The 22,321-nt window shown below is 59.3% G+C and carries 23 protein-coding genes and 2 tRNA genes; 15 read left to right on the top strand and 10 right to left on the bottom strand.

The features are described from left to right. The first annotated feature begins 32 nt into the window (after positions 1–32). The 3 genes from AC07YV_RS09825 (at position 33) to recX (ending at position 2,151) form a co-directional block, all read left to right on the top strand. Positions 33–533, top strand: a complete 501-nt coding sequence (locus tag AC07YV_RS09825; RefSeq protein ID WP_007971146.1) for a CinA family protein — start codon at positions 33–35, stop codon at positions 531–533. 83 nt (positions 534–616) lie between these two features. Next, positions 617–1,675: a recombinase RecA gene (gene recA, locus AC07YV_RS09820; protein ID WP_007971148.1), complete on the top strand. Its 1,059-nt coding sequence runs from the start codon at positions 617–619 to the stop codon at positions 1,673–1,675. 8 nt (positions 1,676–1,683) lie between these two features. Beyond that, on the top strand, positions 1,684–2,151 hold the full coding sequence (gene recX, locus AC07YV_RS09815) for a recombination regulator RecX (RefSeq protein ID WP_095965054.1): 468 nt from the start codon (positions 1,684–1,686) through the stop codon (positions 2,149–2,151). A 45-nt stretch (positions 2,152–2,196) separates the two neighbouring features. Here the strand turns inward: recX and AC07YV_RS09810 are convergent, their stop codons facing one another. Continuing rightward, on the bottom strand, positions 2,197–3,315 hold the full coding sequence (locus AC07YV_RS09810) for an LOG family protein (RefSeq protein ID WP_102699348.1): 1,119 nt from the start codon (positions 3,313–3,315) through the stop codon (positions 2,197–2,199). A gap of 480 nt (positions 3,316–3,795) precedes the next feature. Here AC07YV_RS09810 and AC07YV_RS09805 point away from each other — a divergent pair, with 480 nt between their 5' ends. After that, positions 3,796–3,990, top strand: a complete 195-nt coding sequence (locus AC07YV_RS09805; protein WP_102699347.1) for a hypothetical protein — start codon at positions 3,796–3,798, stop codon at positions 3,988–3,990. Here AC07YV_RS09805 and AC07YV_RS09800 read toward each other — a convergent pair whose 3' ends face one another. Beyond that, on the bottom strand, positions 3,991–4,419 hold the full coding sequence (locus AC07YV_RS09800) for a PA3611 family quorum-sensing-regulated virulence factor (RefSeq protein WP_102699346.1): 429 nt from the start codon (positions 4,417–4,419) through the stop codon (positions 3,991–3,993). 188 nt (positions 4,420–4,607) lie between these two features. Between AC07YV_RS09800 and AC07YV_RS09795 the strand changes: the two genes are divergently transcribed. The 3 genes from AC07YV_RS09795 to AC07YV_RS09785 all read left to right on the top strand — a co-directional run bounded on the left by AC07YV_RS09795 (position 4,608) and on the right by AC07YV_RS09785 (position 6,675). Beyond that, positions 4,608–5,366, top strand: a complete 759-nt coding sequence (locus tag AC07YV_RS09795; RefSeq protein ID WP_102699345.1) for a tRNA-uridine aminocarboxypropyltransferase — start codon at positions 4,608–4,610, stop codon at positions 5,364–5,366. A 218-nt stretch (positions 5,367–5,584) separates the two neighbouring features. After that, positions 5,585–6,235, top strand: coding sequence for a response regulator transcription factor ErdR (gene erdR, locus AC07YV_RS09790; protein WP_102699344.1), 651 nt, complete (start codon positions 5,585–5,587; stop codon positions 6,233–6,235). A 77-nt stretch (positions 6,236–6,312) separates the two neighbouring features. Then, entirely contained in the window at positions 6,313–6,675 is a 363-nt protein-coding gene (locus AC07YV_RS09785; RefSeq protein ID WP_015093791.1) for a diacylglycerol kinase, read from the top strand. On the opposite strand, the gene AC07YV_RS09780 is transcribed toward AC07YV_RS09785, so the two are convergent. After that, positions 6,672–7,598, bottom strand: coding sequence for a LysR family transcriptional regulator (locus AC07YV_RS09780; RefSeq protein WP_033047456.1), 927 nt, complete (start codon positions 7,596–7,598; stop codon positions 6,672–6,674). The two genes, AC07YV_RS09785 and AC07YV_RS09780, sit on opposite strands and share 4 nt — an antisense overlap. Positions 7,599–7,743: 145 nt before the next feature. Here AC07YV_RS09780 and fpr point away from each other — a divergent pair, with 145 nt between their 5' ends. Beyond that, positions 7,744–8,523 (top strand): ferredoxin-NADP reductase, encoded by a 780-nt coding sequence (gene fpr, locus AC07YV_RS09775; protein WP_003443014.1) that lies wholly within the window; start codon positions 7,744–7,746, stop codon positions 8,521–8,523. A 140-nt stretch (positions 8,524–8,663) separates the two neighbouring features. On the opposite strand, the gene tsaA is transcribed toward fpr, so the two are convergent. From tsaA to rdgC, 3 genes are all read right to left on the bottom strand, one after another. Further along, positions 8,664–9,365 carry a tRNA (N6-threonylcarbamoyladenosine(37)-N6)-methyltransferase TrmO gene (gene tsaA / locus AC07YV_RS09770; protein ID WP_102699343.1) on the bottom strand — a complete coding sequence of 234 codons (702 nt, stop codon included), beginning with the start codon at positions 9,363–9,365 and terminating at the stop codon, positions 8,664–8,666. Between the two features lie 185 nt (positions 9,366–9,550). Next, on the bottom strand, positions 9,551–10,321 hold the full coding sequence (locus AC07YV_RS09765) for an SDR family oxidoreductase (protein WP_102699342.1): 771 nt from the start codon (positions 10,319–10,321) through the stop codon (positions 9,551–9,553). 151 nt (positions 10,322–10,472) lie between these two features. Beyond that, positions 10,473–11,393, bottom strand: a complete 921-nt coding sequence (gene rdgC / locus AC07YV_RS09760; protein WP_007969735.1) for a recombination-associated protein RdgC — start codon at positions 11,391–11,393, stop codon at positions 10,473–10,475. A 159-nt stretch (positions 11,394–11,552) separates the two neighbouring features. On the opposite strand from rdgC, the gene AC07YV_RS09755 reads away from it, so the two are divergent. Then, a tRNA-Val gene (locus AC07YV_RS09755) sits at positions 11,553–11,628 on the top strand. 19 nt (positions 11,629–11,647) lie between these two features. Further along, a tRNA-Asp gene (locus tag AC07YV_RS09750) sits at positions 11,648–11,724 on the top strand. A 128-nt stretch (positions 11,725–11,852) separates the two neighbouring features. Here the strand turns inward: AC07YV_RS09750 and AC07YV_RS09745 are convergent. Together AC07YV_RS09745 and AC07YV_RS09740 are read right to left on the bottom strand one after the other, a co-directional pair. Further along, positions 11,853–12,989 (bottom strand): catalase family protein, encoded by a 1,137-nt coding sequence (locus AC07YV_RS09745; protein WP_102699341.1) that lies wholly within the window; start codon positions 12,987–12,989, stop codon positions 11,853–11,855. A gap of 28 nt (positions 12,990–13,017) precedes the next feature. Next, positions 13,018–14,820, bottom strand: a complete 1,803-nt coding sequence (locus AC07YV_RS09740; protein WP_102699410.1) for a di-heme-cytochrome C peroxidase — start codon at positions 14,818–14,820, stop codon at positions 13,018–13,020. Between the two features lie 267 nt (positions 14,821–15,087). On the opposite strand from AC07YV_RS09740, the gene bamJ reads away from it, so the two are divergent. The 5 genes from bamJ (at position 15,088) to AC07YV_RS09715 (ending at position 17,784) form a co-directional block, all read left to right on the top strand. Then, on the top strand, positions 15,088–15,804 hold the full coding sequence (bamJ, locus tag AC07YV_RS09735) for a BamJ family beta-barrel-assembly machinery protein (RefSeq protein ID WP_102699340.1): 717 nt from the start codon (positions 15,088–15,090) through the stop codon (positions 15,802–15,804). Between the two features lie 292 nt (positions 15,805–16,096). Then, positions 16,097–16,552, top strand: a complete 456-nt coding sequence (locus AC07YV_RS09730; protein WP_102699339.1) for a YkvA family protein — start codon at positions 16,097–16,099, stop codon at positions 16,550–16,552. Between the two features lie 114 nt (positions 16,553–16,666). Then, entirely contained in the window at positions 16,667–17,008 is a 342-nt protein-coding gene (locus AC07YV_RS09725) for a helix-turn-helix domain-containing protein (RefSeq protein ID WP_102699409.1), read from the top strand. Beyond that, on the top strand, positions 17,005–17,376 hold the full coding sequence (locus tag AC07YV_RS09720; protein ID WP_003223109.1) for a hypothetical protein: 372 nt from the start codon (positions 17,005–17,007) through the stop codon (positions 17,374–17,376). Before AC07YV_RS09725 ends, AC07YV_RS09720 begins: the two co-directional genes overlap by 4 nt. After that, the gene (locus tag AC07YV_RS09715; RefSeq protein ID WP_102699338.1) at positions 17,377–17,784 is read left to right on the top strand and encodes an SEL1-like repeat protein; all 408 of its coding nucleotides are present in this window, start codon (positions 17,377–17,379) and stop codon (positions 17,782–17,784) included. A 460-nt stretch (positions 17,785–18,244) separates the two neighbouring features. On the opposite strand, the gene AC07YV_RS09710 is transcribed toward AC07YV_RS09715, so the two are convergent. Together AC07YV_RS09710 and AC07YV_RS09705 are read right to left on the bottom strand one after the other, a co-directional pair. Beyond that, complete coding sequence (locus AC07YV_RS09710) at positions 18,245–20,035, bottom strand: bifunctional diguanylate cyclase/phosphodiesterase (RefSeq protein ID WP_102699337.1); 1,791 nt, start codon at positions 20,033–20,035, stop codon at positions 18,245–18,247. A gap of 146 nt (positions 20,036–20,181) precedes the next feature. Beyond that, on the bottom strand, positions 20,182–22,263 hold the full coding sequence (locus AC07YV_RS09705; RefSeq protein WP_173900799.1) for a carboxy terminal-processing peptidase: 2,082 nt from the start codon (positions 22,261–22,263) through the stop codon (positions 20,182–20,184). Positions 22,264–22,321: the final 58 nt, after the last annotated feature.

Genomic DNA, 22,321 nt, shown 5'->3' with positions numbered 1-22,321 from the left:
GGTTAACCCATCCCGCCCATCAGGAGATGACCGTGAAAGTAATTACCCAGCTCGCCGCTGACCTTGGCAGGCAATTGCAGATACTCAATGCCCACGTTTCCACGGCCGAGTCCTGCACCGGAGGCGGGATCGCCGAGGCGATCACCCGTATTCCGGGCAGCTCGGCGTGGTTCGAGGCCGGTTACGTCACCTATTCCAATCTGCAGAAGAACCTGCAACTGGATGTTCCTGTGGAGTTGTTCACCACGGTGGGGGCGGTCAGTCGCGAAGTGGTCGAAGCGATGGCCAGGGGCGCGCAGGAGAAAAGTCGCGCGTATTTTTCCGTGGCGGTCAGTGGTGTAGCCGGGCCGGACGGCGGTTCGCCGAGCAAGCCGGTGGGGACGGTTTGGCTGGCCTGGGGCGTGGGCGAGCGAGTGTTCAGCGAGTTGCAACACTTCGCCGGTGACCGCGACGAGGTGCGCCGACAAACGGTGAAGGCCGCGCTAGAGGGGCTGCTGCGCTATGCCGCGGCAGAAATCTCAAATCAGGGGTAGGCGATCCGGAATCGCTGTGGAATAATACTGGCTACTTATACAGGTGTTGGCCGTCAGGCCTTATTGATTACGTGAGGACTTTAATGGACGACAACAAGAAGAAAGCCTTGGCTGCGGCCCTGGGTCAGATCGAACGTCAATTCGGCAAGGGTGCCGTAATGCGTATGGGCGATCAGGACCGTCAGGCGATCCCGGCCATCTCCACTGGCTCTCTGGGTCTGGACATCGCTCTCGGCATTGGCGGCCTGCCAAAAGGCCGTATTGTTGAAATCTACGGTCCTGAATCTTCCGGTAAAACCACGCTGACCCTGTCGGTGATCGCCCAGGCTCAAAAAGCCGGCGCGACCTGCGCATTCGTCGACGCCGAGCACGCCCTCGACCCTGAGTACGCCGGCAAGCTGGGCGTTAACGTCGACGACCTGCTGGTTTCCCAGCCGGACACCGGCGAGCAGGCCCTGGAAATCACCGACATGCTGGTGCGTTCCAACGCGGTTGACGTGATCATCGTCGACTCCGTGGCCGCCCTGGTGCCAAAGGCTGAAATCGAAGGCGAAATGGGTGACATGCACGTGGGCCTGCAAGCCCGTCTGATGTCCCAGGCGCTGCGTAAAATCACCGGTAACATCAAGAACGCCAACTGCCTGGTGATCTTCATCAACCAGATCCGCATGAAGATCGGTGTGATGTTCGGCAGTCCGGAAACCACCACCGGTGGTAACGCGCTGAAGTTCTACGCATCGGTTCGTCTGGACATCCGTCGTACCGGCGCGGTGAAGGAAGGTGATGAAGTCGTCGGTAGCGAAACCCGCGTCAAGGTCGTGAAGAACAAGGTGGCTTCGCCGTTCCGTCAAGCCGAGTTCCAGATTCTTTACGGTAAGGGCATCTACCTCAACGGTGAGATGATCGACCTGGGGGTTCTGCACGGTTTCGTCGAGAAGTCCGGCGCCTGGTATGCCTATGAAGGCACCAAGATCGGTCAGGGCAAGGCCAACTCGGCCAAGTTCCTGGCGGACAACCCGGAAGTCGCGGCAAAGCTGGAGAAGCAACTGCGTGACAAGCTCCTGTCCCCGGCATCCGTAGCAGACGCCAAAGCTTCTGCGGTCAAAGAGACCGAAGACGACCTGGTTGACGCTGATATCTGATCGAAGCGATGACCGCCGTACTCGATACGCTCGTCGCGGTGCGGCGAACCGCAATGGACCTGCTCGCACGACGCGAGCACGGTCGAGTCGAGCTGACGCGTAAACTGCGTCAGCGCGGCGCCCTCCCTGAAATGATCGAAACAGCACTCGACCGGTTGACGGAAGAGGGGTTGTTGTCTGAAACCCGTTACCTCGAAAGTTTTGTTTCCTACCGCGCCCGTTCCGGTTATGGCCCTTTACGCATTCGTGAAGAGTTGAGCCAGCGCGGCCTGCAGCGCACCGATATTGAACTCGCCCTGCGTGAGAGCGGTATCGACTGGCAGGAGCAGTTGGCCGATACCTGGCGACGTAAATTCTCCGGGCAATTGCCGGCAGATGTCCGGGAGCGAGCCAAACAAGGCCGATTCCTGGCGTATCGGGGATATTCCATGGAAATGATCAACCGCCTGTTCAGCGGTCGAGGGATGGACGACTGAACTGAAACGGCCCGCTATTTCGATAGCGGGCCGTTTTTTTATGCCTCACGTAACCTTTGACGGCTCCCGGGTGCGTTGTTGTGCCTGGGTTTTCGACTGTGCCCAGTTTTCCGGCAGGTTGATGTAGTCCACAAGTTCGCGCAGGCGGCCATGATTGCGGGCGTTGAAGTTGAAGACCAGTCGCGCCAGATGGCTGAATTCGGCTTCGTCGTGTTCCTCGCCGCTGTAAGTGTGCTGATGGAAATGATCACTCAGGCACAGGTCGGCGAAAGCCTCCTGCATATGTTCGAGTGCCTGGTCGTTGAGTGAGTGATTCATGCGAATCAGGAACTGATGCTTGAGCCAGCGACTGGAGTGGAAGTTGCTGTAGAACTGGTTGATGTGCTCTACCGCTTCTTCGACGTTGTAGACCAGTCTCACCAGCTTCATGTCAGTGGGCAGGATGTAATGGTTTTCCTCCAGTTGCTGGTGAATGAAGTCCAGTGCGCCTTGCCAGAATTTACCGCCCGGCGCATCGAGCAGCACCACGGGCACCAATGGACTCTTGCCGGTCTGGATCAGCGTCAGCACTTCCAGGGCTTCATCCAGCGTGCCAAAGCCGCCCGGGCACAGCACCAGGGCATCGGCTTCCTTGACGAAGAACAGCTTGCGGGTGAAGAAGAAATGGAAGGGCAGCAGGTTGGTCGTGCCGTCGACAGTGGGGTTGGCATGCTGCTCGAAGGGCAGGGTGATGTTGAACCCCAGGCTGTGTGTCAGGCCAGCTCCTTCGTGGGCGGCGGCCATGATGCCGCCACCTGCGCCGGTAATGACCATCATCTCCGAGCGCGCCAGAGCGGCGCCGAGTTCCCGGGCCATCCTGTAGAGCGGATGTTCCATGGGGGTACGGGCCGAGCCGAAAACAGTGACCTTGCGCCGTCCCTTGAATTGTTCGAGCACGCGGAAGGCCTGTTCCAGTTCGCGCAGGGCTTGCAAGGTGATTTTGGCATTCCAGCGGTTGTGGTCTTCCTGGGCCATGCGCAGCACGGTCAGGATCATGTCGCGGTAGATCGGGATGTTCGGGCTGTTGGGTGAAATCAGCTTGAGTTGTTCTTCGACCTTGCTGAGGAGGTCGTGGCCGCTTTCTTCAAAATGACGGCTCAGGAGGTCATTCGGTTGGTAAGGCATTCAACTTCTCCTTCTGCACAGAACCCTCGGCCCGACAACGTACGCCGGTGCCACGACACTTCATGTGTCGCTGTCTGCCCAGGCCCATGCCTGGGCGATCTACTTGACCCGAAAGGCATCGGATCATCCAAACAGGTTCTGTTTTTCCCTTGGATGAAAGAAACAATCGCACAACACGACAAGCGACGGCCAGCCCCTTTCCAGCCCTGAAAAAGTGAAGGTGGATACCTGAAATCTAGACCTTCACAATGATTTGCGCTGATTGATCATTGCGCCACAACGTCTTTGCTGGCAACCGCTTATTGACGATTTGCAAGGTGGTTTCACCGCTCGTCTGAACAGGCGTCGCCTGTGCCACACTCTGATTTACTAAGTTACAGGTGTCACACGACAACTTTGCGTCAACGGCAGGACGCACGGTACATGCAGTTCAAGGATTTATCGCTCAAACATGAGTGAAGTGCAGGGAGGCGGGAAACCATGGCCAGAGTCATTCTGGAGGTCGATACGCAACTGTATCGATTGTTGAAGTCATCAGCCGAGGCCAATCATTTGAGCCTCGAAGAGGAGTGCTGCCGCCGTTTGCGTGGCGGCGAACGCCGTTCGCATTACTTGCAGGCGCTGCTGGCAGAACTGCGCGCCGAAGATGAACAGCGGCGCGCCAATTCCCGGTGATTACTTTTTCTTCTTGGCCGGTTGCAGGCAATCCGATTCCTGGAAGCTGGCGGAGCCGACCGGACGGTTGGTCTTCACCTCGGTGAAGTCGTAACGCATGATCGCGCCCTTGGCCATCAGCTTGCGAAACCCTTCGTTTCTGCAGACAGAAGCGCCCAGCTGGAAGTACACCGCCTTCGGGTCTGCACGCATCTTGTCGGCGTGGCTGCTCTGCACGCTCAGGTGGTTGATCAGCTGTTTGCCTTCAACGGTGTAGCCTTGATCGAGTATGTCTTCGTTGATCGCTCGAGGAGTGCCGACGCTGCTCTGGGTGGCGACGTTTTGCAGCATTTTGTTCAGTTCCGTGTCTTTCAAGGACGCAGCCTGGGCATTGAGGGACGACGCCAGCAAAATGGCCGCGGCCGCGGTAGGAACGATAAGGCGCAGCATGAAACTCTCCTGGTTCAGTGATGGGGCTTTGACCCGTCACGTGACTGTGCGTTCAGTGGCGGCGAATTATAGGGGAGGCGGGCTGGACGGTACAGGCTTGCGCCGGGCGGTCTGGTAAACTGCTGGCACTTTTTACCCTGTCGAGTGTGTTTCGTGTCGAGTTCCCTTCTCTGTGGGCGTTGCCCGTTATGAGCCCTACCCCCGCGCGCTTTGCCTTGAATGCCGTAGCCCGCTTGCGCGATCAGCGTGAGGAGGAGGGCATCAAGCCGATTCAGGCCCGTGGCTGGCGTGCGCCGCGTTGCCGTGACTGCCGGGTGATCGAGAGCCATTGCTTGTGCGCATGGCGTCCGCAGGTCGCGACCCGTTCCGGCGTGTGCCTGATCATGACCAACAAGGAAGTGTTCAAGCCGAGCAACACCGGTTGGCTGATCGCCGACGTGGTCCCTGACAACCACGCCTTCATCTGGTCCCGTACGGAGGTCGATCCGAAGTTGCTGGCGCTGTTGTCCGACCCGCAATGGCAGCCGTACCTGGTGTTTCCGGGGGAATATGTCGAGCCTGAGCGGGTGACAAACAGCGTGGATGTCGATGGCACGAAGCGTCCGTTGTTCATTCTGTTGGACGCGACCTGGACCGAGGCGCGAAAGATCTTTCGCAAGAGTCCCTATTTCGATCGATTGCCGATCCTCAGCCTGCTACCCGAAAAACTCTCGCGCTACCGGTTGCGCCGCTCGACCCGCAGCGAGCATCTGTGTACGGCGGAAGTGGCGGCGCTGTGTCTCGACCTTGCAGGCGATGTCGACGCAGCCTCGGCGCTGGATGCCTACTTTGATGTGTTCAGCCAGCATTACCTCGATGCCAAACATCAGTTGGACATGAACGTTTCGACCCCGGCGCATGCCGAGTTGATGCCCTATGTCCAGTCGGTCACTCCTTTGGTGGACTGATTGTCGCTCATACTGCAATAAACTGTACCGGGCATGCGGCTTGACCACCCCGGCTTCGCTGGGCATGCTTGGCGCCGATCAGGGTGCGGCCAGCGTTTGCAATGGCGTTTCTTGCGTTGAAACTGCCTGGTCAGTGCAGCTCCATGGCTGTGCCTTGAGGTGCTTTGGCGAGGTCCGAATGCATCGGGCGTCTCATGAAAAACAGGATCATTTGAAAAATGGCCACATACGAAATCCTGATTGCCGATGACCATCCGCTATTTCGTAGTGCCTTGCATCAAGCGTTGACCCTGGGCCTTGGCCCGGATGTCCGTCTGGTGGAGGTAGCGAGCATTGCCGAACTGGAAGTCCGCCTGACGGAAAAGTCCGACTGGGATCTGGTACTGCTGGACCTGAACATGCCGGGGGCCTACGGTTTTTCCGGGCTGGTCCTGCTGCGCGGTCAGTACCCGCAGATTCCGGTGGTCATGGTCTCGGCCCAGGAAGAGCCGACCATCATGGTCAAGTCCCGTGAGTTCGGCGCCAGTGGCTTCATTCCCAAATCCAGCGACTTGGGTGTGATCCAGAAAGCCGTGCGTGCGGTCCTCGATGGCGATGTGTTCTGGCCGCCGCAGGCGTTCGAAGCGGTCAGCGTTTCGGCAGAGGCCAAGGCGGCCAGCGAAGGCCTTGCCAGCCTGACGCCGCAGCAATTCCGGGTGCTGACCATGGTCTGCGAAGGCTTGCTGAACAAGCAGATCGCCTACGAGCTGAGTGTTTCCGAGGCGACTATCAAGGCGCACGTGACCGCGATTTTCCGTAAACTGAATGTGCGGACCCGGACCCAGGCTGCGCTGCTCTTGCAACAACTTGAGTCAACTTCCAGCCATTAAAGGTTGGTTACTTCACGCTTTTTTGACTTTGGTTGAACTAGCTTTCCCACTTCCTTTTTTTGTCAGTTGCCCACTCTATGTCACCTTTCAAAGGCCAGACCGGTCTGAAACGAATCCTCAATGCCTCCGGTTATTCGCTGGACGGCCTGCGCGCAGCCTTCACCGGCGAAGCCGCCTTTCGGCAACTGGTATTGCTCAACGTCATCCTGATTCCCTTGTCGTTCTTCCTGAATGTCAGCCGGGTCGAACAGGCGTTGCTGATCGCGGTCTGCCTGTTGGCGTTGATCGTCGAGTTGCTCAATTCGGCGGTGGAAGCGGCCATCGACCGCATTTCCCTTGAACGGCACCCGCTGTCCAAGAATGCCAAGGACATGGGCAGTGCCGCCCAGTTCGTGGCATTGAGCATGATTGCCCTGGTGTGGGCGGTCATCCTGCTCTAAGCGATTGTCGGCAGCACGATCTCGTCGCTGCGCTGAACCCCGGCGGTGAAGGCGCGGCACAGGTCGAGGAATTCGCGCATCGCCGAGGTCTGATATTTCTGTTTATGCCAGATGAAATAAAACTGTCGCGCCAGATCCAGATCCGGCGTCTCGACAGGCACCAGGCTGCCGCGGCGGAATGCGTCGCGCAACGCCAGCCGGGAAATGCAGCCAATCCCCAAACCTGACTCCACCGCGCGCTTGATCGCTTCGGTGTGCTCAAGCTCCAGACGGATATTCAAGGAAGAACGGTGATGGCGCATGGCTTGATCGAAGGTCAACCGTGTGCCGGAACCCTGCTCGCGCAAGATCCAGGCTTCGTGGCTCAACTCGTCCATGGTGGCGGTGCCGCGCTTGGCCAGCGGATGCTGAGGGGCGCAAAACACCACCAGTTCGTCCTCGACCCAGCTTTGCACTTCGATGTCCGGGTGACTGCAGTCGCCTTCGATCAGACCCAGGTCAATTTCATAGTGGGCCACCTGCTGCACAATGTTGGCAGTGTTCTGCACGTGCAGCTTCACCTGGCTTTCCGGATGGCGCTGCATGAAGCTGCCGATCAGCAGGGTGGCCAGGTAATTGCCGATGGTCAGGGTCGCGCCCACGGCCAGCGAGCCGAAACCGGACTTGCCGTTGAGCAGGTCTTCGATTTCCTTGGCCTGATCCAGCAGGGCGACCGCTTGCGGCAAAAGTTGTTTACCGAGGGCGTTCAGGCTCAGCCGTTTGCCGGCGCGGTCGAACAGTTGGCAGCTGCACTGACGCTCCAGTTCGGTGATCGAGGTGCTCGCCGCCGATTGTGAGAGGTTGAGCAGGCCCGCAGCACGGGACACGCTTTCCTGCTGGGCGACGGCGACGAATACTTGAAGTTGACGGAGAGTAAATCGCATATCGATATAACCGATAACCCTTATCTTAATAATCCATTTAACAGATATTGTCTCTGCCTTTAGAATGCGATGCAATTGCGCAGAGCTGGCTTTCTTGCAGAGCACACCGAACACGCGCAGACCAATCTCCAGGAGTCCCACGTACATGAGCAACATGAACCACGAGCGTGTCCTCAGTGTTCACCACTGGAACGACACTCTGTTCAGCTTCAAGTGCACCCGTGATCCGGGCCTGCGCTTCGAGAACGGTCAGTTCGTGATGATCGGCCTGCAACAACCCAACGGCCGCCCGCTTATGCGCGCTTACTCGATTGCCAGCCCGAACTGGGAAGAGCATCTCGAGTTCTTCAGCATCAAGGTGCCTGATGGTCCGCTGACTTCGCAGTTGCAGCATCTGAAGGAAGGCGACGAGATCATCATCAGCAAGAAGCCTACCGGCACGCTGGTACTGGACGACTTGAAGCCTGGCAAACATTTGTACCTGCTCAGCACCGGTACCGGCCTGGCGCCGTTCATGAGCGTCATCCAGGACCCGGAAACCTACGAGCGTTTCGAAAAAGTGATCCTGTGCCACGGCGTGCGTTACGTCAACGAAGTCGCTTACCGCGAGTTCATCACCGAGCACCTGCCGCAGAACGAATTCTTCGGCGAAGCCCTGCGTGACAAGTTGATCTACTACCCGACCGTGACCCGCGAACCGTTCGAGAACGAAGGCCGCCTGACCGACCTGATGCGCAGTGGCAAGCTGTTCAGCGACATCGGTCTGCCACCGATCAACCCGCAGGACGACCGCGCCATGCTGTGCGGCAGCCCGAGCATGCTCGACGAGACCAGCGAAGTGTTGAACAGCTTCGGCCTGAAAGTTTCGCCGCGGATGCGCGAGCCGGGTGACTACCTGATCGAGCGTGCGTTCGTAGAGAAATAAGCAACCTGCATCATTGAAAAGCCCGCGCTGCCTCAAGGCAACGCGGGCTTTTTGCTTTCCTGTAGGAGCTGCCGCAGGCTGCGATCTTTTGATCTTGTTTTTAAAAATCAAAATCAAAAGATCGCAGCCTGCGGCAGCTCCTACAGGTGGGATGCGGGAATGACTTCCAGGACGCGGATCAGCTCCGGTGTCGGGTAATGCCAACGCACATCCAGATCCCAGAACTGCGCACCGTATTCCCGCTCGGGTGCAGGTATTTGATAGGCCGGGCGTGGATCCTGTGCCAGGCATTGCTCGATCAGCTCAACCAAGGGCTCTTCAAGGCGCTTGGCATGCTCGTGAGCCTGCAGCAGCGCTGTGTCCGTCCACTGCACGGGAATCAGCTGCGGCGCAGCGCTGGCGATGCTGTTGGTGGCTGTATCGATGATGTCGGCGTAGGGCACGTAGGGCTTGATATCGAGAATCGGCGTGCCATCCAGCAGGTCGATACCCGAGATCCACAGGCGGTTGGCTTCGACCCTGTCCAGTTTCACCACTGATTGCCCGATGCCATTGGGGCGGTGGGTGGCGCGGGTGGCGAACACGCCCATGGCTTTATTGCCGCCGAGGCGAGGAGGGCGGACCTTCAGGCGAGGCTTTTCCTCCAGAGCCTGGTGGAACAGGAACAGCAGCCACACGTGGCTGACCTGCTCCAGGCCCTGCACCGCGTCCCCTTGATCGAACGGAGCCACCAGTTCCAGCACCCCACGGGCGGCCGGGGCCAGTTGTGGCTGGCGCGGAATGGCGAACTTCTCCTTGAAGCAGGAGCGCACGAAGCCGATGGGGGAAACGCTGTAGGTCATGGTTTGAGGTCGAGGCGGAATGAAGGCAGGCATGATAACCCACACGACCTCTAGCCCGGTGGCACCTGTCAGTCCGTCATCGCGGGCAAGCCACGCTCCCACAGGTTTTGTGATGGACACAAAATTTGTGTGCGCTCTAGAACCCTGTGGGAGCGTGGCTTGCCCGCGATGGGCGCGCCGCCGATCTACAGACTGAACCCGCCATCCAAAGGAATGATATTCCCGGTCATGTAAGCTCCTGCGGTGCTCGCCAGACTGATCGCCAGCGCCGCCATCTCTTCCTCGCGGCCCCAGCGCTTCATTGGAATCAGCGCCGTATCCTCAGCCAGTGCCTGTTCATCACTGCCAATGTGCCGGGTCATCTTGCTCGGAAAGCGACCCGGGGCGATCACATTGACATTGATGTGCTGTCCCACCAGTTCGCGCGCCAGAATCCTCGACAGTTGATGCAGCGCCGCCTTGCTCGGCCCGTAGGCATACGCTTGTTCGCCGAAGGATGAAATCCCGGCCACCGAACCAATGTTGATGATCCGCGCGGGATTCTGCGCTGAACCGGCCTTGCGCAGCAGGGGCAGGAACTGCTGGATACAGTTGAATACCGATGTCACGTTGAGCTGCATGACTTTTTCCCAGCCCTTGATCGGGTAGCTCTCCAGTGGTGCACCCCAGGTGGTGCCGGCATTGTTCACCAGGATGTCCAGATGGGAAATCTGCTCGCCCAGGCGTGTCGCCAGTTGCAGGACGCCCTCTTCGGTGGCGAGGTTGGCCACCATGGCGTGGCAGTGTCCAAGCGCTCCCAGTTCGTCGGCGGTTTGCCGGCAGGCTTCGGCGTCGCGGGCGCAGACGTACACGGTGGCACCCGCCTCGACGTAGGCCTTGGCGATCATCTTGCCGATACCACGGGTGCCGCCGGTCACCAGGGCGGTGCGGCCTTGCAGGGAAAAGTAGGGATGCATGGCGAGTCCTGAGAGCTGAGGTCTTTACACCCTAGTCGTCAGCCGTTCGAAACGGAGCCACTATTTTTGCGCGGAATGAATGGCCATACGGCCAAGCCCTGAACCACCTGTGTAGGAGCTGCCGCAGGCTGCGATCTTTTGATTCAGGCGATCAGATGCCTTGCGGAGTCTCTTCGCCGCCCAGCGCTTCAACCAGCGCCGGCAGGAAGTCGCCGAAGGTCAGCATCATCAGGGTGAAGCTGGCGTCCAGTTGGCCCAGGGCTTCGTCGCCACCGTCCTGTTCCGCCTGGTCTTGCAGCAGGTCTTCGAACTTCAGGCGCTTGACCACCATCTTGTCGTCGAGGACGAACGACAGTTTGTCCTGCCAGGCCAGGGACAGTTGAGTGACCACTTTGCCGGTGCTCAAGTGCAGCTGGATTTCTTCGCTGGTCAGGTCCTGGCGCTTGCAACGCACAATGCCGCCGTCTTCGTGGGTGTCGCGCAGTTCGCACTCGTCCAGCACAAAGAAATCGTCCGCGGCTTTCTGCGTGGTGACCCACTCGGTCATGGTCGCGGTCGGCGACATTTTCACGGTCAGCGGACGCACCGGCAGGGTGCCGATCACTTCACGCAGGGTCGACAGCAAATCTTCGGCGCGTTTCGGGCTGGCCGAGTTGACCAGGATCAGGCCCTGCTTCGGCGCGATGGCGGCGAAGGTCGACGAGCGGCGGATAAAGGCGCGGGGCAGGAATGCCTGGATGATTTCATCCTTGATCTGATCGCGTTCCTTCTTATAGACCTTGCGCATTTGCTCGGCTTCGATCTCTTCGACCTTTTCCTTGACCGCGTCACGCACGACGCTGCCTGGCAAAATACGTTCTTCCTTGCGCGCGGACACCAGCAGGAAGTCACCGCTGACGTGCACCAGTGGCGCATCTTCGCCTTTGCCGAACGGCGCGACGAAACCGTAGGTGGTCAACTCCTGGCTTGCACATGGGCGCGCCAGTTTGGTGGCCAGTGCAGTTTCCAACGCCTCGGCATCAACAGGCAGATCTTGGGTCAGGCGATAGATAAGCAGGTTTTTGAACCACATGGGGTGAGTCTCTCCTTTATACAAAGGGGGGCATTATTGTCTTCGCCGTGCCATAGGCCAACCTTTCTCTAAGCCTTTGGAAGGCCTGAGAAAATTATTTAAAAAAGTGCTTGCCAGAGGTTGGGTCGCTCCGTAGAATGCGCGCCACACCGAAGCGAAGGGTGATTAGCTCAGCTGGGAGAGCGTCTGCCTTACAAGCAGAATGTCGGCGGTTCGATCCCGTCATCACCCACCATTCGTTTCAAGCGTTTCGCGCAGCGGTAGTTCAGTCGGTTAGAATACCGGCCTGTCACGCCGGGGGTCGCGGGTTCGAGTCCCGTCCGCTGCGCCATATTCGGTAACCTGGAACACTGAACGCCAGGTCACCACAGAAAGCCCGCCTTGTGCGGGCTTTTTGCTGTCTGGCATCTGGCCAGTCCTGAAAGCGATCCCGGGATCGCTTTTTTTGTGTCTGCCCGGTTATTGCTCGGCGTTGCGGTTGTGCCGGTAGTCGCTGACAGCTTCATACACGGCTTTGCGCAGGCGATTGATGCCGCCGATAGGGCGGTGTGCCTCGATACCGAACCAGGGATTGAATGACTGGTTGTCGCATTGCAGGTTCAGTGCCGGTGTATCGAAGTCCTGCGCCGGCACCCTGATCTGCGCCACCGTCTCGAAGGGCGCATCGCTTTCGCGCCATTCAATGCTGGTGTCTTCAATCGGCATGTACTTGTTGGCGTCCTGCCGCTGGATTTGCAAGACGAAACACGCGGGTACCCGGTCGGTCGACAACTGTTGATTCAGTGCATTGCGTAGGAAGTTCGGCAACTTGCGGTTTTGTTCCGGCAGGTTGTAGGCCGGGCAACTGCCCGGATCGGGCATGACCCGGAACTTGGCATTGGCTTCACCGAATTTGTAGGGTGAAACCGAAAAGTACGTTGTCCGGGTTGGGCTTGATGGAGCAGGGGACAAGGTCGCCAGGGCAATAAACAGGTGGCGAACCTGCCACGATCGCGGATCCCACCCCGGAAAAAACGCCATCATTTTTTTACCCTCGGCCTGGGCGGCGACGTTCTGACGGTATTCGGCCACGTTACTTACAAAGAAGTTCGGATGGCTGAACATCACAAAGTCCTGTTCGCTTCGCCCTGGCTGATCGCCCAATAGTTGTTTGCCTGGAACATCGAACAGCTTGATCGCCATGCCCCGGGCGTCGCGGATGCTGTCGAACTGCGGGTAGGCGTTGCCATTGGACAGGCGCATCGTCGCTTGCCAGGTTTTTCCCGGCTCGCTGAACACGCCCTGGCGCAATTCGCTGGCCAGTTCCGGCAACACCTGGACTTCGGCTTTGACGCAGCCGTGGGCCTTGGCGTGGGCATCGCGCAAGTAGCGGGTGCTTTCGCGGTGCTGATCGACGATGCGCACGGCGGTCTGGATGATGTCCCGGGTCATCGCGGCTTCATCGTCCGCAATCGACTCCTGCGCAGAGACCGGTCCGCGCTGCTGCCAGGAAAACCAGGCGGTGGCCAATGCCCAGCCAAGCACGCCGAGAACCAGCAGCCACAGCAACAGCTTGCCGAGGAAGGCGCCCAGGCGCAGCCAGAGTGTAATCAGCATGAGAGCGTCCTTTTGGCTGAGTCCGTGGTCATGGCAATTGCGCTTCCAGCGGGCCGCCCAGCACTTTCAGATATTCCAGCAGTGCCCAACGCTCCTGCGGCTGCAGCCAGCGGCCGATCACGCCATTGCCGAGTTTGCCGGCACGGAATTCATGACCACTGTTGTGGTTGCCGGTGATTCGCGTGTCGAACAGAAAACCATTGGCAAAGGCTTCGGTGCGGTAACCCAGGTGTCTCGGGTCATATTCGAAAGTGCCTTTGTAGAACGTGGTTGCACGCTCATCCTGAGGCGACAGCAATTGATAAATGCTCGGTACCGAACCGTTGTGCAGAAACGGCGCTGTCGCCCATACACCCGCCAACGGCCGGGCCTTGTACGAACGTAGTTCGCGCACACCGATTGGCAGGCCGAAGCCGTCCATTTCCGGGCGCTCGGCGGGGGTGACACTGGCGTCCTGATAGGCGCGCTCGCGGACAAATGCAGTGACATAGGCCAGCCCCGTGGCCACGGACATCTTGCTCAGGTCCAGTGGTTCGGTGGGTTTTGGCTCTACATCAAGTGTTTCCAGTTCCGCCTGCTTCCATTGCAGCGCCGTCAGGTCGAAGCGATGGTCGGCGATGTTGTTGGCCGCGCCCGGGTCTGTGCCGATGTCATCCACCGGGAGCATTTTCAGGTGCTGAACGTATCGTCCCTCGCCCTGGGTGGTACGCGGTACATGACAACCCGCGCAGTTTTCCGCGAACAGGGTGCGCCCTTGGGCGGCCAGCGGCTTGTCGATTGCGCCCAGCAGGTCTTCCGGCCAGGCCGGCGGCGAGAGCCGTTGCAGGGTTTCTTCGATCAGATGCAGGTCGCGCACACGGACACTGGAGGGATAGCGGGCATCGCCCATCAGTGGCTGGCCGTTCTGGTCGAAGAAGTTCAGCGTGGCACCGACGCCCAACGCCTCGCCGATGTTGCGGGCCATCGGTTGTTTCGCCGAGCCGTTCCACTGCACCCATTCGAACGTCCACATGTCCCACAACTGCGGATAATCGACCGGAGCATTGGCCACGCGGTAGTTGTCGGGGGAAATCGCGTCACCGAAGCTGGCGTTGGCAATGCGCCCGAAGGCATCGGTGCGGCCCGGGCCTTCCTCGGTGGGATAGAGCCCGCGATGGGTGTCGTTCCAGGCCACTTTGAGGAATGTATCGAGTGAAATCTTGAATTCTTTGCGCAGTTGTTTGTGGCGCGTCTCGTAGTCCGGGCCCAGTACGTTGCGTGCGAAACGTTCGAATTTCCACGGGTTGTAGTAGGTCGAGGCCAGGCTGGCGACCAGCGCCTGTCCGAAACTGCCCCCTTTGAGCGTAGGAACGCTGGACGGCAGGACATGCTGCGCCGAACCGCCGTCGATACGCACGGCTTGCCCCTTGAAGCGCAGTTCACCGGTGTGGCAGGCCGCACAGGTGATATCCAGAAACACCTCCGGGCTGCCGGCATTCTGATGCCGGGTAAAGCCTGCGGGGAGGTTGCCGGGGTTGTTCGGTGTCGGTTTCTGGCCGGGGTCCACCAGAAAGCCGAAGCGCGCGAGGTATTCGGGGGCGGCGAAGCGTTGCTGCGAGAAGGGCAGTTCGAGGGCGGTGAACCAGTCATAGCGCAAGCCTTTGACCTGGGTGCCCTGGGGGGTGAAGTAATAAGTCTCTCGGTCGGCGGCGCTCCATTGCTCCAGGTAATGCACCTGTTGAGCAGGCGACCAGGCCGGCAGTTTCGGGTTGGCGACGTAATAAAGAACCACGGCCAGGGCCAGCCCGAGCAGGACTGCGATGAGAACCAGCAAGCGTAGGAAGAGGCGCAAGATAAACATCCTTGTCGAATTATCATGCTGTTATGCCCGAGTGCCCAAGGTGCGGCAAGAGGCCGTTACGCCAGATTGCAGGTTCAGGAATCAGCCTCTGTCGGAACAAGATGAAAGAAGCTTCATCACTCCAATTGTGAAAAGCGTTTAAACACCTGAACTTATCAATTGATTCCGGCTCTCATGCCGGTAGCCATTGGTCGTGGCGGCCTGATAAGCTCGCGGCTTTACTCGATTGCCCTTTAGGCGCATGAACAAGGAAATAGCATGAAACAGCATCGGTTGGCGGCGGCGGTGGCCCTGGTTGGCCTGGTACTCGCGGGTTGTGATTCGCAGACCAGCGTAGAGCTGAAAACTCCGGCGCAAAAAGCTTCCTACGGCATTGGCCTGAACATGGGCAAGAGCCTGGCTCAGGAAGGCATGGATGACCTGGATTCCAAAGCTGTAGCCCAGGGCATCGAAGACGCCGTTGGCAAGAAAGAGCAGAAGCTCAAGGACGAAGAACTGGTCGAGGCGTTCGCCGCACTGCAAAAACGTGCCGAAGAACGCATGGCCAAGATGAGCGAAGAGTCGGCCGCTGCCGGCAAGAAATTCCTCGAGGAAAACGGCAAGAAAGCCGGCGTGACGACCACCGCTTCGGGCTTGCAGTACGAAGTCGTGCAGAAAGCCGATGGCCCTCAGCCAAAGCCGACTGATGTAGTGACCGTTCACTACACCGGCAAGCTGACCAACGGCACCGTATTCGACAGCTCCGTCGAGCGCGGCAGCCCGATCGATCTGCCGGTCAGCGGTGTGATCCCGGGTTGGGTCGAAGGCCTGCAACTGATGCACGTTGGCGAGAAGTACAAGCTGTACATCCCTGCTGACCTGGCTTACGGCGCCCAAAGCCCGAGCCCGGCGATTCCGGCCAACTCGGTGCTGGTATTCGACCTGGAACTGCTGGCCATCAAGGACCCGGCAAAAGAAGACGCCGCTGCCAAGTAACCAGCGCCTGCTTCGATAACAACGCCTCGCTCATGCGGGGCGTTGTTGCATCTGGCGTTCGGCAGGGGTAAACAAAACGAACAGACGCTCTAGGCCGGAGTCTTAGGCATAGTAGTGTCGGCGGTAGACGCACAAGGCCGCCAAGTCAATGAAATTATGAGTTTTTTTTGATGAGTAAAAAACGCCCGATCTGAACGCAGGCCTTGTAAGACGGGGCTTGCAGCGATGAAAAGCAGCTCTGTTCACAAGGTTATCCACAATTTGTGTGGATAACATTTCAACGGGAGGAATGATGAAAGCACCCTGGAATTTCGCTCGTTTCCTGCCACTGGCCGGACGTCTGCTGGCACGCGGTCGATTGCCGACCCTGTTGTTCGCGGTCGCCAGCAAAGGCGCAAGCCAGGGCAATCGACTGGGCAAGATCAAGGACGACCTGAAGCTGTTGCAGGCACTCTGCCTGGCCTACTGGCGTGGCGAGTATCGCGCCATCAGCCCCAAGGCGCTGCTTTCGGTTGTCGCGGGCCTGATGTATTTCCTCAGCCCGGTGGATGCGATCCCGGATTTCATTCCGCTGTTCGGCATGTTCGACGACATCGCAGTCCTGGCGTGGTTGATGAAAGTGCTCGACGACGAGCTCAATGCCTTCCGCGCCTGGCGCAAACGGCAGGTCCCGGAGAAGCTCGCGGTGGTTGAGCGCCTGCCCGATACCCCCGAGCAACTTCAACTGCAAGGCCCGAAAAAACGCTGAGTCGATTTTCACGACTTCATAGATTGATGCCCCCCGCGACCTTGGCCGCTGTTAGGATTACACTTCTAGGGAAAAGTGCCGACTCGCTAAGTGTTGTTGTCCTACGGGGTAGTGATGGATATTCAGATAATTACACGCGAAGGCGAGCCCGAGTATGCGGTTCTGCCATGGGCTCAATATCAGGCGTTATTGAAAGCAGCGGGTATCAAGGAGCAAGCGTCGCCTCGAGCCACGAAGCCTCAGGCGGCGACACCAGACGCGATTCTTCCGGGTCTGGATCAACTACGCAGTTTGCGCGAGGGGAAGGGCATCGCCATCGAGGCGCTGGCCCGCACGGTAGGCATCAGCCCGTCTTACCTGGCCATGATCGAAAGTGGCGAGCGTCTGCCCGACGCCGCGATTCGCCGCAGCCTGGCTTGGGAATTGACGGTGCCAGGATGGAGGGATGAATCGTGAGTGTACGCATCAGCCGTCAACACTGGGACGGATTGCTGGGCGAACTGGATCAGGCGCGGCGCCAGCGCCATCTGTTGACGTATCGGGCATTGCTGGAACGTTTGCAGCTGCCGACCCCGGCCATGCAGACCCTGACGGCGGCCCTTGAGCATCTGGCGGCTCTGGACGCCAAGGCGGAGCAGCCATTGCGCAGTTCACTGGTGATCAGCCAGGGTGCCAGCCGTTTGCCGCGCACCGGATTCTTTGAGTGTGTCGAGCGCCTCGGGCGGTTTTCCGGGCCGTCGGACGGCGTTGCCGCCGCGTCCTGGCATGCTTCGGAAGTGGTGCGGGTGTTCGAGTACGAATACCCGGAATCGGCCGAGGCCTGAATGTTTTTGCAACTCAAGGCGCGAGCCGGGTACTGGCTCGCGCGCCGGTTGTTTCACTGGTCGTGGTTTGTTCGTCAGCCGCAGGGCTGGCGCTGGCTCGAAGGCCAGTTTGCACGCATGGCCAACCTGGGCGACGTCGGCGCCCAGAGCTTCTATGGGCACATCCTGACGTTTCGCGGTGTCGGCCTCGGTGCTCGTGAGGAGGGCGTGCGTTTGTTGCGCCTGGCGGCGTTGGCGGGCGATGGCAAGGCGGCGTATCAAGTGGGCGTGATCTGTTTGGCCGGGACGGCGAGCAAGGCTCCGGATCTGGTTGAAGCGGCGCGATTCTGGGAGATTGCGGCGAAGGCCGGGCATCCGTTGGCGCCGATCAAGTTGCAAGAGTTGGCGTCTCGCGAGGCTGAGCTATAACCCTGGGCTGGCCGGGGGATGGCTATTTGGGGAGTTGTCCTGCGCCTGTCTTTTGTTGACTGTGTACATATCCGTTTCTTCGGTAACGGCGGCTTATGGTTTCGCCCTTACGGCGACTCCCTTTTTTACAAGCGCCTAAAAAAGGAAGCAAAAAACGCTCGCCCCTTACGTACGGCCCCTCGCTGAGGCTCGGGGTTCCTTCGCTCCGGTATTCCTCCGGGGGCATTGCCCTCCGGTCGGCTTCGCTTCGACCTACATGCAATGAGTTCGACTGCGTCGAACGGCGCTGCGCGCCCATCCCCGGATGAACACCTGCGCTCAGCCTGCCGAGGGGGCGGGTAGATCAAGAGCTGCAGGCGAGCTAACGCTCGGCCTGTTGAGTGGTGGGGAGCGTTTGTGTACGCAGATCTGCTTTTGCCCTTCTGTGGGAGCGAGCCTGCTCGCGAAAGCGTCCTGTCAATCACCGTTGCCCCATCAGGCAAGCACCTTCACGTTCCTGCACCACCCGGCTGTCAATCACATGCACGCTATAGCCCTGCACATTCTTCGCATGGTGCTTGGCTTGTGACGCCATTTCCGCCAGCAGGCTCGCATCGAGTTGTCCACAGGCCTGTGGATGAAGATGCACCACGCCGATCGACAGCGACAACAGCGCAAACTCCTGCCGCACGCCTTGGCGATTCGGTGCGATGAAGCAGCCGGCTTCCAGGTGCTCGCTGCGGTAGAAGCGCCGGCATTGGCTCTGGAAGTCGTCGAGCAACTGGTTCAGACGCTTGCGCCAGTCTTCCGGGCCGAGCACCAGCAGGAAATCATCACCGCCGATGTGGCCGACGAAGTCGCGGGACGGGTCGATGCGGTCGTTCAGGCATTGCGCCAGGCACAGCAGGACTTCGTCGCCGCGGCCGTAGCCGTAGATGTCGTTGAAAGGTTTGAAGCTGTCGATGTCCACGTAGCAGATCACCGATTCCCGTTGCTGTTGCAGCAGACGCGTCAGGCATTGCTGGATCGGCACGTTGCCCGGGAGCAGGGTCAGCGGGTTGGCGTAGCGGGCTTGCTGGATCTTCAGTTCGGTAATCAGTTTGAGTACGTCTATCACGCGGCCGAGCCCGAGATAGCCGCCATTGAGGGTGATGATGAAGTCTTCTTCGATGCGCTGGCGGGCACGGCCTGTGATCAGGCGGCTGACTTGTTGCAGCGACTGACTCAGCTCGACGGCGAGGAAGTCATCGTTCATCAGGCGGCTGATGGGTTTGCGGGCGAACAGATCGGTGGCAAAGGGCTTGAGCAGGGCATCGGAGAGCGAATGCCGATGGACGATACCGCAAGGCTGACCCTGTTCATCCAGGACCGCCAGCGAGTTCAGGTTGGCCTGGCGGCGAAAGGCTTCGAGCACCGTGGCGGTCGGGGTGTCCCGGTTCACGGCGGGTTGCTCGTTGAGCAGTGCGCTGAGGTCGCTGCCGTCTTCGCTCAGTACAACGCTGGTGCTGTCCTGGCGGGGCATCATTGCCCGGGCATCCCGTGGCGGGAGTTCCTGGGGGCGGCAGAGCAGATAGCCCTGGACCAGATCGACGCCCATCTCGGTCAGTACCGTGAGCTCTTCCGGTAACTCGATACCTTCGGCAATGACTTGCGCTCGCGAGGCCTTGGCGATTTGCAGGATCGAGCCGACGAACTCGCGCTTGAGCGCATCCTGATGAATGCCATCAATGAAATGCCGGTCGATTTTCACGTAATCCGGCCGCAACTCAGACCACAAGCGCAAACTCGAATAACCCGCCCCCAGATCATCCAGCGCAATCGAAAATCCCATCGCCCGATAGTGATGCAGGGCGGTTTGCAGGAGCTGGAAATCATCCGTCGGCGTCTGTTCCGTGAGCTCGATGACCACCTGACTCGGCGGAATGCCGAAGTCCTGCAGCAATTGCAGGGTGCGTCCCGGTTGATGGGCTGCTTCGAGCAGGGATTCCGGGGACACGTTGAGGAACAGCAGACCAGGCAGTTGTTGTTCATTGAAGCGTCGGCAAGCGCTTTCGCGGCAGGCAATTTCCAGCTCGCTCAAACGACCGGCCTGACGGGCGACGGCGAACAGGGCGACAGGGGAGTGCAGAGGGCTGTTGGACGGCCCGCGACTGAGGGCTTCGTAGCCGAGAATGCGCCGCTCAGAGAGGCTGATGATCGGTTGGAACAAACTGTGCAAACCGCCTTGAGTCAGGATCGAGCTCAATGCACTCAGCTGTTCGGTTGTGGTCATGGCGATCTCTGGCGATAAAAAAAGGACTGGCGTGGTCCCTTTCTACAAGGAGCACGCCAGTCCCGTATTTCACGACAGAATGATGACTGTTTGATGACGCCCCGGAGGGCGTTAGCATTAAATTGCCATCAGCTGCTTGTAAGCACTCAGTGCTTCGCCACTGCTGTGTTGAGTTTCAGGTAGTCCAGCAGAATCCGCCCGGTTTCGCTCAGGTAGGCATCGTCTTCCGGTTTGGTCTTGTCGTCCTCGGCCGCCAGGGCGTCCTCGTCTTCTTTCTTCAGCTCTTTGAGCGGTTCTTCGCCCTTGGCCTTGCGACGGATGTTTTCCATGGCCAGCTGTTTGGCTTCGATGTCGGCGTGCTGGGCACGACGCTCGACTTCATTGAGGCTGACGGTTTTCTCGGCCATCAGTTTCTGCGCCAGGGCCAGCTTGTCGCGGATGAATACGAACTCCGCATCCTTGGCTGTACGCACGTCATGCTCGGACTGGAGTTGCGTAATGTACGGCTTGAATGGGTCGACCGCCGGCTTGATCGCCGCCTTGATGGTGTCCCACGGCATGGCTTCGGGCAGGGCGCTTTCGCCGATTTCCTTGGTGTCGATGATCGACGGGTAATCGATGTCCGGCAAGACGCCCTGATGCTGGGTGCTCTGTCCGGAAACCCGGTAGAACTTGGCCAGGGTCAGTTTCAGCTCGCCATGGTTGAGTGGCTGAATGGTCTGCACGGTACCTTTGCCGAAGGTCTGGCCGCCGATGATCAGTGCGCGGTGGTAGTCCTGCATGGCGCCGGCGAAAATCTCCGAAGCCGAGGCGGACAGGCGGTTGACCAGCAACGCCATCGGGCCTTTATAGAACGCGCCCGGGTTTTCATCTTCCAGCACGTCTACACGGCCATCGGCATTACGCACGAGCACGGTCGGGCCTTTGTCGATGAACAGGCTGGTCAGCTCGGTGGCTTCCTGCAAGGAGCCGCCGCCGTTGTTGCGCAGGTCGATGACCACGCCGTCGACTTTCTCTTTCTGCAGTTCAGTCAGCAGTTTCTTGACGTCGCGGGTGGTGCTCTTGTAATCCGGGTCGCCGGCACGGAAGGCCTTGAAGTCCAGATAGAACGCCGGGATCTCGATGACGCCGAGCTTGTAGTCCTTGCCGTCCTGCTTGAGGTTCAAGACCGATTTCTTCACGGCCTGGTCTTCGAGCTTCACCGCTTCACGGGTGATCGGCACGATCTTGGTGGTCTGGTCGTTCGGCGCATTGCTGGCCGGGATGACTTCCAGGCGCACCACGGTGCCTTTCGGACCACGGATCAGCTTGACCACCTCGTCCAAGCGCCAGCCCACGACGTCGACCATTTCCTTGTTGCCCTGGGCAACGCCGATGATCTTGTCGGCCGGTGCAACCTGCTTGGTCTTGTCTGCCGGACCAGCCGGCACCAGGCGCACGACTTTTACCTGGTCGTTATCGCTCTGCAGCACGGCGCCGATGCCCTCGAGGGACAGGCTCATGTTGATGTCGAAGTTCTCCGCGTTATCCGGCGACAGATAGTTGGTATGCGGGTCGTAGGACATGGCGAAGGTGTTGATGTACGCCTGGAAGATGTCTTCCGCGCGGGTCTGGTCCAGGCGCGCCAGCTGGTTCTTGTAGCGCTTGGTCAGGGTTTCCTGGATCTGCTTGGAATCCTTGCCGGCGATCTTCTGGCGCAGGACCTCGTCCTTGACGCGTTTGCGCCACAGGTCGTCGAGTTCCGCGGTGGATTTGAGCCAAGGGGCGTCCTTGCGGTCGATCAGCAAGGTTTCCTTGGTGTTGAAGTCGATCTTGTCGACGCCCTTGTTCAGCTCGGCAAGGGCAAAGTCCAGGCGCGCCTTCACGCGGTCCAGGTAGCGCTTGTAGATGGTGAACCCGGCGTTCAGGTCGCCGCTCTTGAGGAAGTCGTCGAACTGCGTCTTCCACTTGTCGAATTCGGCAATGTCGCTGGCCATGAAATAGCTGCGCGATGGATCCAGCAGCTTGAGGTAGCTGTCGTAGATGATCACCGAGCGCGCGTCATCGAGTGGCGGCTTGCTGTAGTGGTGGCGTTTGAGCAATTCCACGACGTTCAGACTGGCGATCACTTCGTCACGATCGGGCTGAAGCTTGTCCCAGCTATTGGCTGCGAATGTATTGCTCGACATCGGCAGCAAGCCGATACCGATGAATAAGGCGAGGGCAGTGCTGGGGAACAGATGCTTCATGCTGATTCGACGCGGGGACAATTGATAACGCATATTAGGCCGTCTTTGAAGTCGCCGG

The sequence above is a fragment of the Pseudomonas sp. GW456-E7 genome, from assembly GCF_059424105.1.
This window is presented reverse-complemented; position numbering and strand designations above follow the sequence as displayed.